General features: G+C 36.9%; 10 protein-coding genes and 2 pseudogenes. 10 read left to right on the forward strand and 2 right to left on the reverse strand.

Annotation, left to right across the window (positions count from 1 at the left end; translation table 11 throughout):
- The first annotated feature begins 326 nt into the window (after window positions 1-326).
- The 6 genes from U8D43_RS03030 (at window position 327) to U8D43_RS03055 (ending at window position 7,373) form a co-directional block, all read left to right on the forward strand.
- Window positions 327-1,787 carry a nicotinate phosphoribosyltransferase gene (locus U8D43_RS03030; protein WP_335869497.1) on the forward strand — a complete coding sequence of 487 codons (1,461 nt, stop codon included), beginning with the start codon at window positions 327-329 and terminating at the stop codon, window positions 1,785-1,787.
- Window positions 1,788-2,463: 676 nt separating this feature from the next.
- Window positions 2,464-3,162 carry a hypothetical protein gene (locus tag U8D43_RS03035; protein WP_335869498.1) on the forward strand — a complete coding sequence of 233 codons (699 nt, stop codon included), beginning with the start codon at window positions 2,464-2,466 and terminating at the stop codon, window positions 3,160-3,162.
- A gap of 96 nt (window positions 3,163-3,258) precedes the next feature.
- Complete coding sequence (locus tag U8D43_RS03040; RefSeq protein ID WP_335869499.1) at window positions 3,259-4,170, forward strand: HD domain-containing phosphohydrolase; 912 nt, start codon at window positions 3,259-3,261, stop codon at window positions 4,168-4,170.
- A gap of 492 nt (window positions 4,171-4,662) precedes the next feature.
- Window positions 4,663-5,100: a MarR family winged helix-turn-helix transcriptional regulator gene (locus U8D43_RS03045; RefSeq protein ID WP_335869500.1), complete on the forward strand. Its 438-nt coding sequence runs from the start codon at window positions 4,663-4,665 to the stop codon at window positions 5,098-5,100.
- Window positions 5,101-5,164: 64 nt separating this feature from the next.
- Window positions 5,165-5,560, forward strand: a complete 396-nt coding sequence (gene spxA, locus U8D43_RS03050) for a transcriptional regulator SpxA (RefSeq protein WP_335869501.1) — start codon at window positions 5,165-5,167, stop codon at window positions 5,558-5,560.
- Between the two features lie 706 nt (window positions 5,561-6,266).
- The gene (locus tag U8D43_RS03055; RefSeq protein WP_335869502.1) at window positions 6,267-7,373 is read left to right on the forward strand and encodes a histidine kinase N-terminal domain-containing protein; all 1,107 of its coding nucleotides are present in this window, start codon (window positions 6,267-6,269) and stop codon (window positions 7,371-7,373) included.
- A gap of 331 nt (window positions 7,374-7,704) precedes the next feature.
- Here U8D43_RS03055 and U8D43_RS03060 read toward each other — a convergent pair whose 3' ends face one another.
- Window positions 7,705-8,115, reverse strand: a complete 411-nt coding sequence (locus tag U8D43_RS03060; protein ID WP_335869503.1) for a VWA-like domain-containing protein — start codon at window positions 8,113-8,115, stop codon at window positions 7,705-7,707.
- A gap of 1,345 nt (window positions 8,116-9,460) precedes the next feature.
- Here U8D43_RS03060 and U8D43_RS03065 point away from each other — a divergent pair.
- From U8D43_RS03065 to ilvA, 4 genes and pseudogenes are all read left to right on the forward strand, one after another.
- A pseudogene (locus U8D43_RS03065) lies at window positions 9,461-9,763 on the forward strand (aminotransferase class IV); the annotation flags it as partial.
- Window positions 9,756-10,739: pseudogene (locus U8D43_RS03070) on the forward strand (aconitase family protein); the annotation flags it as partial. The pseudogenes U8D43_RS03065 and U8D43_RS03070, both read left to right, overlap by 8 nt.
- A gap of 15 nt (window positions 10,740-10,754) precedes the next feature.
- The gene (gene leuD / locus U8D43_RS03075) at window positions 10,755-11,354 is read left to right on the forward strand and encodes a 3-isopropylmalate dehydratase small subunit (protein WP_335869505.1); all 600 of its coding nucleotides are present in this window, start codon (window positions 10,755-10,757) and stop codon (window positions 11,352-11,354) included.
- Between the two features lie 26 nt (window positions 11,355-11,380).
- Entirely contained in the window at window positions 11,381-12,331 is a 951-nt protein-coding gene (gene ilvA, locus U8D43_RS03080; RefSeq protein ID WP_335869506.1) for a threonine ammonia-lyase, read from the forward strand.
- Between the two features lie 192 nt (window positions 12,332-12,523).
- Here the strand turns inward: ilvA and U8D43_RS03085 are convergent, their stop codons facing one another.
- Window positions 12,524-13,696 carry a pyridoxal phosphate-dependent aminotransferase gene (locus tag U8D43_RS03085; protein WP_335869507.1) on the reverse strand — a complete coding sequence of 391 codons (1,173 nt, stop codon included), beginning with the start codon at window positions 13,694-13,696 and terminating at the stop codon, window positions 12,524-12,526.
- Window positions 13,697-13,778: the final 82 nt, after the last annotated feature.

Below are 13,778 nucleotides of genomic sequence, written 5' to 3' on the forward strand. Positions count from 1 at the left end.
TACGAAAGGCTGTTTTTGCAAAGTTTGTGGCTTTTCGAATCAGTTGATCATCAATGAAATAGCTTTATTTCGGGCATCATTTCGTCTATTTTTGATGGAAATCAACAGAGAAATGGAAGATTTAATCAAAAATAAGATAAAATAGCCACAATGTATACGAAAAGAGCCTTGCAAAAAATAGATTTTCTCTATTTCCCCACCTTGTTTAACCTATACAAACGAAAGGGTATTAATAGAAGAAAAGAGCACAGACGGCTTCAGTGAAATTTCTTACATGAAGTGGATAGTTGTGGGAAAAATGAAAATAAACTAAAGGAGAGATGGCGATGAAGAACGAGCTAGATGATAGTTTAGCATTACATACGGACCTTTATCAAATTAATATGGCCAAAACTTATTGGGAAGATGGCATCCACAATCGAAAAGCGGTGTTTGAAGTGTTTTTTCGTAAACTTCCGTTCGGAAATGGGTATGCTGTTTTCGCTGGGCTTGAGCGTGTAATTGAATATGTGAAAAATTTTCATTTCACGGAGACGGATATCTCCTATTTAAGAGACCTGGGATATGAAGATGCGTTTCTTCTCTATTTATCAAATTTAAAATTTACAGGAAGCATTCGCTCGATGGAAGAAGGTGAGCTGGCTTTTGGAAATGTACCTTTGATCCGCGTTGAGGCTCCACTGGCGCAATCTCAATTACTTGAAACAGCACTCTTAAATATTGTGAATTTCCAAACGCTAATTGCGACTAAAGCGAATCGAATTAAGCAGGTAGTGAAAGAAGATGTTGTGATGGAGTTTGGAACAAGGCGTGCTCATGAAATGGATGCAGCGGTATGGGGAACAAGAGCCGCCTTTATTGGCGGATGTGATGCGAGTAGTAATGTCCGAGCAGGAAAACTATTTGGATTACCAGTATCTGGGACTCATGCCCATTCGATGGTTCAAGCTTATCGAGATGAGTATACAGCCTTTCACAAATACGCAGCTAGTCATAAAGAATGTGTGTTTTTAGTGGATACGTATGACACACTAAAGTCAGGAGTTCCAATCGCGATCCAAGTGGCAAAAGAGTTAGGAGATAAAATCAACTTTAAAGGGATTCGTTTAGATAGTGGAGATCTTGCTTATTTATCAAAGCAGGCACGAAAAATGCTCGATGATGCAGGATTCACCGAAACGAAAATTGTTGCATCTAATGATTTAGATGAATACACCATCCTGAACTTGAAAGCACAGGGGGCAAAAATCGATATATGGGGAGTCGGTACAAAACTAATTACCGCCTATGATCAACCAGCACTTGGAGCGGTATATAAGATCGCTTCGATTGAGAATGAGACAGGAGAAATGGAAGATACGATTAAAATTTCGAGTAACGTCGAAAAGGTTTCCACCCCAGGCGTAAAAAAAGTGTATAGAATAATAAATAAGATTAGCCATAAATCTGAAGGGGACTACATCGCGCTCGATGATGAGACACCTCAAAATGAGAATCGATTAAAAATGTTCCACCCCATCCACACGTATATCAGCAAATTCGTTACGAATTTCGAAGCAAAAGACCTGCATGTAGATGTATTTATAGAAGGGGAATTCGTTTACAAAAGTCCACCTTTAGCCGAAATGAAGTCCTTTTTAAACGATAACTTAGAATTGCTCTGGGAAGAGTATAAACGGGCTATGAACCCAGAAGAGTATCCTGTCGATTTAAGCATGAAATGCTGGAGCCAGAAAATGAACTTGATTGAAAAAATAAAAACAAAAGTGGGGAATAAGAGATTATAGTGATTCAAATCTATTTTTTTATAAGGTTGTTGGAAAAATAGATGATTCTTACGATAAGATGCAGATTGTCTCTTTTTAATCTCAAAGGGGACCATCTTTCTGAATGGCTGTTTTCGCAAAGATTGTGGCTTTTCGAATAAAAAGGAATCCCTTGACTTGTATGATTTCGTGCTCTTTTCCTAATGAAAAATTCTTCATTTCTAGATTAAAAAGAAGAAATCAATCGAAAAAACCCTACTGCCTGTTTTTTCTTTGTGTCAAGAGCAACAATGTATACGAAAAGAGCCTTCTGAATAAATATTTATTATGTCCAGTCCCGGCTTCTGGGGCTTTTTTTATCAACATTTGGAGGGGAATGCGGGATTATGGAGGACTATTAAGACAAAAACTGCCAAATAAAAGGAAATAAATTTGTTTTTTGATAAAATTCATAAATATTCAACAATATGTGCCTATTGTAGGAAGATGGTGGTTGGTTTATAATTATGTTAATATTTAGAATTATTACTCCGGAGAAATAGTGGAAAGGAGCGGAGGGAACATTATTTTTTTTGGCAAAAACGTCTAAAAATATTGGAAACACACTGTGCATTAGGGATTTAGTTAACTTAATTTAGTAGGATAGAAAAAGGTTAATATTTATTCAAAGAAAAAAGCCATGAATAGGAGTGTATTTATGAAAAAGTTATTCTCAATTTTGATTCTGTTATTAGCTTTAATGGGAACTGCTTCTCAAGTCTCTGCAAGCAGTTTCACTGAAGATCAGCAAAAGGCTATCGATTTAATCGGAAAAACCAATCAAGAAATCAAGGTGAAAATTGAAGAAGCCGCAGAGAAAGCAGATAAGCTTCAAGCCGAATACCTTGCGGACATTCTTAAGTTAGAAGAAGGAAAAAAAGCGACCAAGTTAAAGGAAGAAAGAGAAAAAATCCTTGCTGAACTAGACGAAAATGCATCTGATGAGAGTAAAGTAGATAAATTACATAAAAAACTAGCAGAAATTGAAAGTGATATTGAAAAAGAGCAAGAGAGAACGAGTGAAAAAGTTAAAAAGATTCAAAAAGAACTAAGTGATTTGACAGTTGAATTGGCAGCGGAAAATGAAAAAGATTATGAAAAAACAACTAAAAAAATCGATAATTTAAAAGACAAACTGAAAAAAGTGTCCTCTTATCACGAAGAGATAACGAATAAATATACAGAAGATCTAGAAAAAATAATCAGCAAAGTATATGATGAGACCCTTGAAATGTCATTAGAAACTATTGAAGAAGCGGCAGAAGCAGGCGTAATAGCCGAATGTAGTTGGACGCTTGTGCGGTTTGCCGATCGATGGGTATGGATTGATCCGATTAAAATTGTAGGAGAAAACTAGTCTCATTATGATATTATGAATCCATATTGATAAAGTTTATTAACAAGTATTTGAAATTGAAATACTTGTTTTTCTTAGTAAAATGAGGTGATCAAGATGGAAGGATTCAAAATCGGGAAAAAGGGCTCTGTTCTTGAAAAAGTTCAATATAATCAGAACGAAATGAGTCTATTGGCAGATGGAGATGGCACAGAGGTTTTATTTCAAACCATAAAAAAGGATCGCTTATTTTATATTTATCCATCTGAAAACTTGGAAGTGATGGAATTTTATTTAATTTTGTCGGGAGAAGTCGAGTGTGAATTAAATAAGGAAAAAGTTAGATTAGGACCTCAGGACTATTTTTCTGCAAAAGGGCTTAAAGAACCGATCCATTTCACAACATTAACAGATTTAAAGTTATTGTGGGTAGTAACTGAACCAACATTTTCTACAGTAAGCAAAGAAAGGTCTACTTTAATGGAAGTAGTAAAACAAGTCGAATTAAAAGATCGATATACTTATATGCACAGCGATCGGGTTGCGAATCACGCTTTTAAAATTGCTAAGAAAATGAACTTAGATATGTTAAGGTTGGATAAGATAAACACCGCTTGTTTTTTACACGACATTGGAAAAATTCATGTTCCAGAGGAAATATTAAATAAACCTAGTAGATTAACAGATGAAGAGTTTGCAATCATAAAAAAACATCCTATCGACGGCGCAGAGATGATTAAAGGGACGTATTATGAGGAACTTGTCCCAATCATTGAACAGCACCATGAACGATTAAATGGCAGTGGGTATCCTTATGGGCTAAAAGGGGACGAAATTCTTTTAGAAGCTAGAATTGTTGCCGTAAGCGACACGTTTGATGCGATGACAGAGGACCGAGCCTATCGGAAGGCCTTCACTCCTCAAGTAGCCATGGCTGAGTTGAAAAGTTTATCTGGCTCCCATTACGACACAGAAGTAGTCAATGTTTTTGAAGGGATTTTAATTGAAGAAGGAGTATTAAGTGGTTGACGTAGTTGAACCTCATTCAAAAAAAGTACAGCAAATTTAAGGTGAATTGATCTTGATACGTAGATAAAATCTACATTTGTAAATAATATCAATTTTGAGTGGAATTATTGCCGCCGTTTTGCTTAGAAAAGCTGGAACGCGTTTTCGTTAAATGTCAATCGGTAATGTGATGAATACAAACCGACCACAAACAATAAGCGACTCATTCTTCCCCTACCATGAAGTAAGTGGTAGGGATCGTTTTATTTCTGAAATTCAAAGTCCGATTGTTAGTGGTAACCTTTCGACTATTGGAGAATAATATAATTCAATCTCCACGTAGAAAAAAATTGAGTACTCATTGCGATATAAGGAATAATGGATGGAAAGAAAAAACGGTAAAGTTAGTAGATGGTGGAAATACGATTCTTGAAGTTGGATAAAAAAGGATGTAAAAATACTTGCATATGCAATGGTTTGATGTTAGGATAGTTATTGAAGGAGGTCATATCCTTGAAAACACATTCTAATTTATCTGATTCAATATGTTTTTTAATTAGTAATACAGGGAAAGCAATCATTAATCAAATTGCTAACTCATTTAAAGAGTCGGGTTTTGACGTAACGTATGAACAGTGGACGATATTAACGCAATTATGGGACCAAGATGGCCGAACTCAAAATGAACTAGCCAATATGACAAGTCGCGACCAAACATGCACTTCTCGCTTGCTGGATAATCTGGTGAAGAGAGGGTATATTACCCGAAATCCAAGTGAAAACGACCGCAGAATTAAGGAAATCTACTTGACTGTGGATGGACAGAAAATTCGTGAGCGATTAAGCGAGCTTGCACAGCAGACCATTACTCAAGCTACAGAGGGTATTAGCGAGAAAGAGCTTGCTAGTTGCAAACAAGTGCTAAAAACCATTTCAACGAATTTACAATAATTTTTACAAATAATACTTGCATATACAAGTAGTGGGATATATTAATAATAATGGAGGGAATAATATGATTTCATTATATACGGCTCCTAGTTGTGCCTCTTGTCGGAAAGCAAAAGCATGGTTAGATGAGCAAGAATTGGAATACACAGAAATAAATATTATGAAACAAGAGCTATCTTTAGATGAATTTAAGTCAATCATTCGCATGACGGAGGATGGAACTTCCGAAATTATTTCAGAGCGTTCGAAGGCATTTCAAAAACTAAATATGGATATAGAAGACCTTACCTTTACGGGACTCTACGAGCTTGTAAGAAAAGATCCAAGTATTTTGAAGCGACCGATTATTGTCGATGAAAAACGTCTTCAAGTTGGATTTAATGATGAAGAAATACGCAGTTTTCTTCCACGAAAAGTAAGAGCCTATCAAGTACAACGTCTGTTAGAAGAAGCGAATTAATCTAGAAGTGCCCTTGTTAAGAGGGTGCTTTTTTTATACTGTTTTCGCAAAGATTGTGGCTTTTCGTACCAGTCTATAAACGTTGATATGGCTTTGTTTCGGACATCATTTAAGAAAAGCGAAAGTGGCTGCCCAGGGACGGCAGGCATCTGGCAGAACACGCAGTGAAGCCTGCTTCACGTAGTGGGCTGACAAATGCCCGAGTCCCTAGCCACAGTAGCTGGATCCGTCTATCTTTTGATGGAAATCAACAGTGAAATGGAGGATTTAATCAAAAATCAGATGAAATAACCACAATGTATATGAAAAGAGCCTTTGGTTAAAAAGATAAGTTTCAGGGCGTATTTTTGTCTTTTTTGAACAAAGTCACTGACCAAATGGCAGATTTCATGGACTATGAAATTAAATAGCAACACTGTATTGAATGAGCTTTACTATAAAAATAATAATGAAGGAATTTATATAGGGTTTTATGTCTTACTTCAGCGAAATAGTTGTATAAATGAATTACGAAAAATATCGACCAATTTTGAATGAACTTTTCTGCCAAAATGCTTTTTTGAAGTTAGTGATGCAAGAAGTCCATGAGCATTGCCCTAATGTTGGTGGAGGGAGGGAAGATTACTAGGCTTCGATGTAATATTCTCGAGAATTTCTGTTATGATAATAGTATGATTAAATAGGCAAGGGGAATGGGTGTAAATCGATGAAAGCTTGTGAAAGACTGACTAAATTTTTAGAAGAAAATTCAGAAGAATTTTTACAAAACTGGAGAAGCAAAGTAGTTCTTGATGAGAATGACTTATACAAAAATGAAGTAATTCAAAATGGAGTTCAGATGTTTGAGTTAATCAAAAAATCACTACGATTTCCATTGAATGAGAGAGGTGTGAAGCTTCTCGCCGACAAAACGGCTCAAGAACGAGTGAACGCCAATGTGAATATTAGTGAATTTGTATACAATATGGGGATAGGTAAGAGTGAAGTGGTTAAATGGGCTGGTAGATCCGGAATTGAATTGCATGAGTTACAACCGTTATTGGACAATATTAATTCCCTGTTTGACCGATTTTCCTATTTCGCTGTTAGGCGTTATACAGAAATCAAAGACAAGCAGCTACAGGATAAAGATTTATTCATCAACCAAACACATAAAGAAAGACTCACTATTCTAGGGCAAATGAGCTCGAGTTTTGTGCATGAATTTAGAAATCCGCTAACCTCTATCATTGGCTTTACGAGTCTATTACAAAAAGAATATCCAGATTTACCCTATTTAGATATTATGAAGCATGAATTGGATCAATTGAATTATCGAATATCTCAATTTCTCCATGTATCGCGTAAAGAAATAATTGAAAGTAAACAGGAAAAGGTGAATTTGGGGAGTCTTCTAAGTGAATTAGAGCATTTTTTATTTCCAAGCTTATTAGCTGGAGATGTCCAACTAAATCTATATGTTGAGAGTGAAATTGATGTTATTAGCAATAAAGGTGAGTTAAGGCAAGTGCTGTTAAACCTGATTGTGAACTCTATTGACGCCCTTCAGGAAAATGAAACGAACCGAAACATTGATGTGGAAAGTGAAGTTTCTGGAGATCAGATAATGTTAACGGTATCAAATAATGGACCAAAAATTAAAGAAGAAGAGATTAAGGCAATTTTTGAACCGTTTTTTACGACGAAGGATCTAGGCACAGGAATTGGCTTGTATATCTGTAATAAGTTGATTGAGAAACATGGTGGTAAATTAACTTGTCGGTCAACAGATGAGAAAACGGATTTTATCATCAGCTTTTTACCTGAAAGCTAAAGTTCGGGCAATTTTTCAGTTAGGTTGCTTTCGCAAAAATTGTTGCTTTTCGAACCAATCTTAACCGTTGATATAGCTTTGTTCGGGGCATCTTTTTGTCTGTTTTTTATGGGTATCAGGTTCCATCTGATATCTGACTAAAGAACCACAAGGTTTACGAAAAAGCCTTCACATAAAACTGAAATGAAGTTGAGGTGCAAGAAGGAAAGTAGTCCAATGAATGTTTTCTCAATTATTAAAATCTTTACATGCTGATTTGAAAAATAGAACTGGATATTCTTGAAAAAGGGCTTCTTGAAAATAGTTTCGAGAAGCCCTTTTTATATTCCTCCTAAGCAACTCTGATGGCCTTCCCAAAAGGAACTTTCGGTATAAAGTCTTCTGGTACAAGCCAAAAAATCTCATAATTGACTGTTAATTCATCATAAAAATAACCGGTTACATCTGTAATATAAAATAGAGAATCAATATTTTCCTGTTCGGCCCATTCCAAAGCTTCCGTATACGAGGACTTACCGTGTTTAAAATACTTTATTGTGGTGAGATCCGTTATAGGGGTGACGCTCCTCACTTGAAAATCAGCCTCCACAAAAATCGTGTTAGGAATCATTTCGGTAAACAATTTCACTATATTGTTGGTTAACATCATATTGGTTGGACTCGTAGATGTATCGACAACAAGTGCCACTTTTTTCTTCTGCCGCTCTTTCAATAAATTCAATAAATTTTTTTGCCATTTCACCTCGTACCATCTCCCCACTTTTTTTACGCACTCTTATTCTGCTCAGTCATCTAGAAAAAATAAAAGAAACTATTTCCAGAACGTTTATCTAAATACAATGAATCACCAACATATAATAATGGATGGTGACGAAAAAATAAATTCCCATCTCTCAAGAATGCTGATTTATATTGGAGAAAGTTTTATTGAATGGATATAGATAAGAAATATATCGTCCGGATTCAGATGATACAACATGGTAAATGGGGGACAGGTATCAATTTGTTCAATTCATTAGTTTATGATGATTAGATTTCCTAATTACTATTATTTTGAAAAAATTTTTTTGGGGAAGCGAACGAAATTTCGTTGAAGGAGTTTTGAAGAAAAAGAATTGATATATTAATAAAATATGTCATTTGAGAAAAGTTTAAATACCACTTTTTCCTAACTCCTCTTTTTAGAATCTTTTTTGTTATTGGCTACTTTCGAACTTGCGTTGCTATTAAAATAATAAACAGATGATTCTACCTATTTTTATCAGTAATTCCATTTTAATGACGAAAAGATGCCCGAAACTTTTACATATCTGATATTCAGACTAATACACAAAACAACAATTTTTGCGAAAAAAGCCTTGTTATTTCAAAATGAATAATATTTGTAAGGAATAGGGGGCGAAAGGTTTTTTCTTTTTGAAAGGCTCTTTGTATGAAAAAAGGCATATTTAGGCATCGCCAAATTAGTAAGTTTGCCCCAAACATACCGGGTTTATACCGTTATTGGGGTTGAAATTACTTTTTTTCATGATAGGCGGTGGCGGCGTGACGTGAGCGCTGCCATCGGGTTTTTCGTATACATTGTGGCTATTTCACCTGATTTTTGACTAAATCCTCCATTTCATTGTTGATCTCTATCAAAAACAGACGAAAAGATGCCCGGAACAAAGCTATATCACAGATGATTAACTGATACGAAAAGCCACAATCTTTGCGAAAAAAGTCTTTTGAAATAAACCGTGCATCGCCGCTCAAGAAATTTGGTTTACCTCCTATAATTGGTTCTCTCGTCTTAATATAAAAAAATTTATTCTTACTCCAAAAACATTAACGAGAAAGAGATGTAAATGCTTACTAATAATCTGAATAGTCAAAAAACTCAAAAAAACAATGTTGACCTTCCTTTGAGACCGGAGTAATATTGTCCACAATATTAAAAAATGAAAGCCAAGATATGTAAATGAGTGGACATGAAAACATGTATTTCAAAAGCGGGATTGAACATAAGAACATCGCAACAGTCAATTCAATCTGTTACTGAAAAAGTAGAGATTTTCTACAAGACAAGCGTGGAAAGGCGGGGGAGCATGAGTGAACAATGGATTTACTTGAACGGGCAATTTGTGAGAAAAGAAGATGCAGTTGTGTCTGTTTATGACCACGGTTTTCTGTATGGCGATGGAGTATTCGAAGGGGTTCGGATGTACAGTGGAACAGTTTTTCGCTTAGAAGAGCATATTGATCGCCTGTATGAATCGGCCAAATCAATTATGTTAAATATTGAAGTTTCAAAGCAAGAGATGAGTTCCATTGTGGTTGAAACATTGAAAAAAAATCAACTTCAGAATGCGTATATACGGATAGTTGTATCAAGAGGTGTCGGGAATCTTTGAAGTGGAACATGTTTTAGCAACACAAACGCTTTGGCAACTAAAACCGAAAACACTCCAACTGGAAGTATCTGGTCAATTAGGATTTGCTGTTACAGCCAAGGATTTGATATTACACATTATCTCAACAAATGGAATCGGCTTTGGAACAGGTTATGTGATCGAATTCACAGGTGAGGTTATTCGCAATCTCTCTATGGAAGAACGTATGACGGTTTGTAATATGAGCATTGAAGCAGGTGCCAAAGCCGGGCTAATTGGTCCGGATGAAGTGACCTTTGCTTATTTGGAAGGTAAAGAACATCTACCGAAATAGAAGGGATTTGCCGACTATAAACGGGAATGGAGTGCGCTTAGGAGTGATATAGATGCACGTTTTGACCTAAAAATGGAAGTGAGGGGGGAAGAGGTAGAACCACATGTTACGTGGGGAACCAATCCAGGAATGGGGACATCAATTTCTAAGTATGTTCCGTATCCTGAGGAGTTTATGGACCATTCAGAAAGGGATAGTGTGGAAAGAGCTCTTACTTATATGGGAATTGAAGCAGGAATGTGGATGGAGGATATTGAGATTGATTATGTTTTCATCGGATCATGTACAAATTCCAGGTTGAGTGATTTAAGAGCGGAAGCGGAAGTGGCTCGGGGCCATACGGTTAAACCGGGAGTGATGGCTTTAGTTGTCCCGGGGTCTCTTAAAGTAAAAAAATCAGCTGAAAAAGAAGGTTTGGATCAGATTTTTATCAAGGCTGGTTTTCAGTGGCTGGAGGCTGGTTGCAGCATGTGTCTCGCAATGAATGATGATATTGTTCCTCCAGGTAAACGCTGTGCTTCTACATCAAATCGGAATTTTGAAGGAAGACAAGGGAATGGGTCCCGAACTCACTTACTTAGTCCAGCCATGGCTGCCGCCGCAGCCATAACCGGAAAATTAACCGATGTTCGAAAAGTCGAAACCATACCGATAGTTTAAGGAGGATTGATGACGATGAATGATTTTGTAGGAAAGGTATTTCCGCTTCAGCGAGATCACGTAGATACAGATCAAATTATCCCTAAGCAATTTTTAAAGCGTATTGAAAGAAGTGGATTCGGTCGCTATTTATTTTATCATTGGCGGTTTGAGGACGATGGTAAAAGTTTGCGAAAGCAATTCTATTTAGATCAGCCGAAGTATCAAGAGGCAACCATTCTTTTGACTGGACATAATTTTGGCTGTGGCTCCTCAAGAGAGCATGCTCCTTGGGCTCTGAAGGATTTTGGGTTTCAAGTGATTGTAGCTAAAAGCTATGCGGATATTTTTTATAATAATTGCTTAAAAAATGGGATTTTGCCGATTCAATTAGAGGAAGACTTGATCCAGACATTAACAGAACATGAAAGCGGGGAGAATTCTTACAAAATCACCGTTTTGCTTGATAAACAACTTCTTCGTGATTCTCGCGGTCTTCAAGCTTCCTTTGAGATTGATCCTTATTGGAAAATGATGCTATTGAATGGCTATGATGAAATTGATTTAACCTTTGAGCATCAAAATAGGATTAAACAATATGAAGAGCGAAATGAGGTCAGTGCATTGGGAATTTAATGACTAGTAGAGATGTGGTAGAAGCCATGGAGAGAATTAGTCAATATGTCCATCGAACCCCGTTAAAGCAATCGACTACATTGAATGCTCTGACGGGTGGCAAGATCTTTTTAAAAATGGAAAATCTACAAAGAACGGGTTCATTTAAGCTAAGGGGAGCGATGAATAAAGTGGTGTCCTTGTCTGACAGAGAAGCAAGTAGAGGGATTATTGCCGCTTCGGCAGGGAATCATGCTCAAGGAGTCGCGCTTGCTGCTTCTTTACGAGGAAGATCGTCAACGATTTTTATGCCAAAGAAAACCCCATTTACGAAAGTATCAGCAACCAAGGAATACGGAGCAGAAGTAGTTCTCGATGGAGCGACTTATCAGGAAGCCTATCAATTGGCATTGGATGAAATGAAGAGGGAGGGATCAACCTTTATTCATGCATTTGATGATCCAAAGGTAATGGCTGGGCAAGGAACCGTAGCGCTTGAAATGCTCCAACAATTCAGTGATTTAGATGTAATTTTAGTTCCAGTTGGTGGTGGTGGATTATTAGCGGGCATGGCTATAGCTGTGAAAGCTTTATATCCACATGTTTCAATTATTGGTGTACAGGCGCAAGGAGCACCGGCGCTGTATAACTTTTTCAAAGGAAAAAGCAAACGAGCAATAGATCATGCTCATACCATTGCTGAAGGGATACTTGTGAAGAAACCAGGAGAACTTACTTTCCCAATTATACAGAAATATGTAGATGATATGGTCACGGTAAGAGATGAAGAAATTTGCCAAAGCATCATATTCATGCTGCAAAGAGAGAAGACCTTAGTAGAAGGGGCTGCGGCATTAGCAGCAGTCATGTGTCAAAAGGTGACTGTTCCTGGGAAGAAGGTAGGCTGCGTTATAAGCGGTGGAAATGTTGATCTTAATATGCTTGCAAGCTATCGTGACTTATCAAGAAGGATGACTCATCTAGATGAGAGTGGATAGGAGGTCATTTTTCTTTAGAAACAAAATAATAAAAATAGACGGACAAAAGGGAAGGAAAACAGAAGTCTATTTAGGAAGCATTAAAGGTCGTTTCAGAGAGTTATTTAGGAATAGAACTCCTCAATTAGAGAAAAGAATGGAGAAAATCGACAGCCTTTGCTGTCGATTTTTACTGTTTCAGCAAATGGAAAGTTAGAAAATAGCTAATTTGTTTATCCGCTGAATCGCTTCCTTTAACCGAGCTTCATCACATAATAGAGCACAGCGTACATAGCCTTCTCCGTGTGTACCAAAACCAATACCTGGAGCAACAGCTACATGTGCTTTTTCGAGAAGGAAATCTGTAAAACTTTCTGACGTAAAGCCAGTGGGAACAGGCAGCCAAGTGAAAAAAGATCCAGCAGGTGCTTCTACTTTCCAACCAATGTTGTTTAAGCCTTGAATCCAAGTATTTCTGCGTAACTCGTATCGATTTTTGAGTTCTTCTACACATTGCTGTGATCCTAGTAACGCAGTAGTCGCAGCCTCTTGAACCGCTCCGAATAGACTACAATACAGATGATCTTGAAGTTTATTCAGTGCTTCAATCACACTTTTGTTTCCAACAGCAAAGCCAACACGCCATCCGGCCATATTATAGGTTTTCGAGAGGGTATATACTTCAATGCCAATTTCTTTTGCTCCAGGAAATTGCATAAAGCTAAAAGGTTTTTGGTTGTCAAAGCCAATAGCACCGTAGGCAAAATCATGAACGACACAAAACTCATGTTGATTAGCCAATTCAATTGTTTCTTGAAAAAATGCTTCTGTCGCGATGGCCCCTGTTGGGTTATTTGGGTAATTTAAAAACATTAGTTTTGCTTTGTTTAGTGTGGCAGGGTCTATTTTTGAGTAATCAGGCAAAAATTGATTCTGTTTCGTTAATGGCATAGATTCCATGTGTGCTTGAGCGAGAGCAATGCCAGACCAATAGTCCGGATACCCAGGATCTGGCACTAGCGCAATGTCGCCTCTATTCAAGAAGCATTGGCTTACTTCAACGAGTCCACTCTTTGCTCCAAATAATATAGCGACCTCAGTGTTAGGATCAATCTCAACGCCAAAATCACGCTTATAAAAAGTCGCAATCCCTTCTCTGAAAAACTTATTTCCACGAAAGGGTGGGTATTTATGGTGTTGCGGATTTTCACTTGCTTTTTGTAGAGAGCGAACGATGTGTTCAGGAGTTGGTTGATCTGGATTTCCTTGTCCTAGATTAATAATGTCATATCCTTTTGATGTATAGGATTGAACCTTATGTGCAAGCACCGCAAAAAATTGATCTGGTAAATCATTTATGGTCTGTGAATGAGGAAAGTTTTTCATTAGAAATCTCCTTTTTTGAAATATTCTTGAAATTATCGAGGTGAATAGGATATCGTTAAATTAATATAGAAACTTATTTGAA

It is taken from the genome of Bacillus sp. 2205SS5-2, assembly GCF_037024155.1.
Lineage (GTDB): Bacteria > Bacillota > Bacilli > Bacillales > Bacillaceae_K > Bacillus_CI.

Excerpts from the sequence above, each read along its gene's own strand:
- U8D43_RS03030 (WP_335869497.1), top strand. The coding sequence starts at position 327 with ATGAAGAACGAGCTAGATGATAGTTTAGCATTACATACGGACCTTTAT.
- U8D43_RS03035 (WP_335869498.1), top strand. The coding sequence starts at position 2,464 with ATGAAAAAGTTATTCTCAATTTTGATTCTGTTATTAGCTTTAATGGGA.
- U8D43_RS03040 (WP_335869499.1), top strand. The coding sequence starts at position 3,259 with ATGGAAGGATTCAAAATCGGGAAAAAGGGCTCTGTTCTTGAAAAAGTT.
- spxA (WP_335869501.1), top strand. The coding sequence starts at position 5,165 with ATGATTTCATTATATACGGCTCCTAGTTGTGCCTCTTGTCGGAAAGCA.
- U8D43_RS03055 (WP_335869502.1), top strand. The coding sequence starts at position 6,267 with ATGAAAGCTTGTGAAAGACTGACTAAATTTTTAGAAGAAAATTCAGAA.
- leuD (WP_335869505.1), top strand. The coding sequence starts at position 10,755 with ATGAATGATTTTGTAGGAAAGGTATTTCCGCTTCAGCGAGATCACGTA.
- ilvA (WP_335869506.1), top strand. The coding sequence starts at position 11,381 with ATGGAGAGAATTAGTCAATATGTCCATCGAACCCCGTTAAAGCAATCG.
- U8D43_RS03085 (WP_335869507.1), bottom strand. The coding sequence starts at position 13,696 with ATGAAAAACTTTCCTCATTCACAGACCATAAATGATTTACCAGATCAA.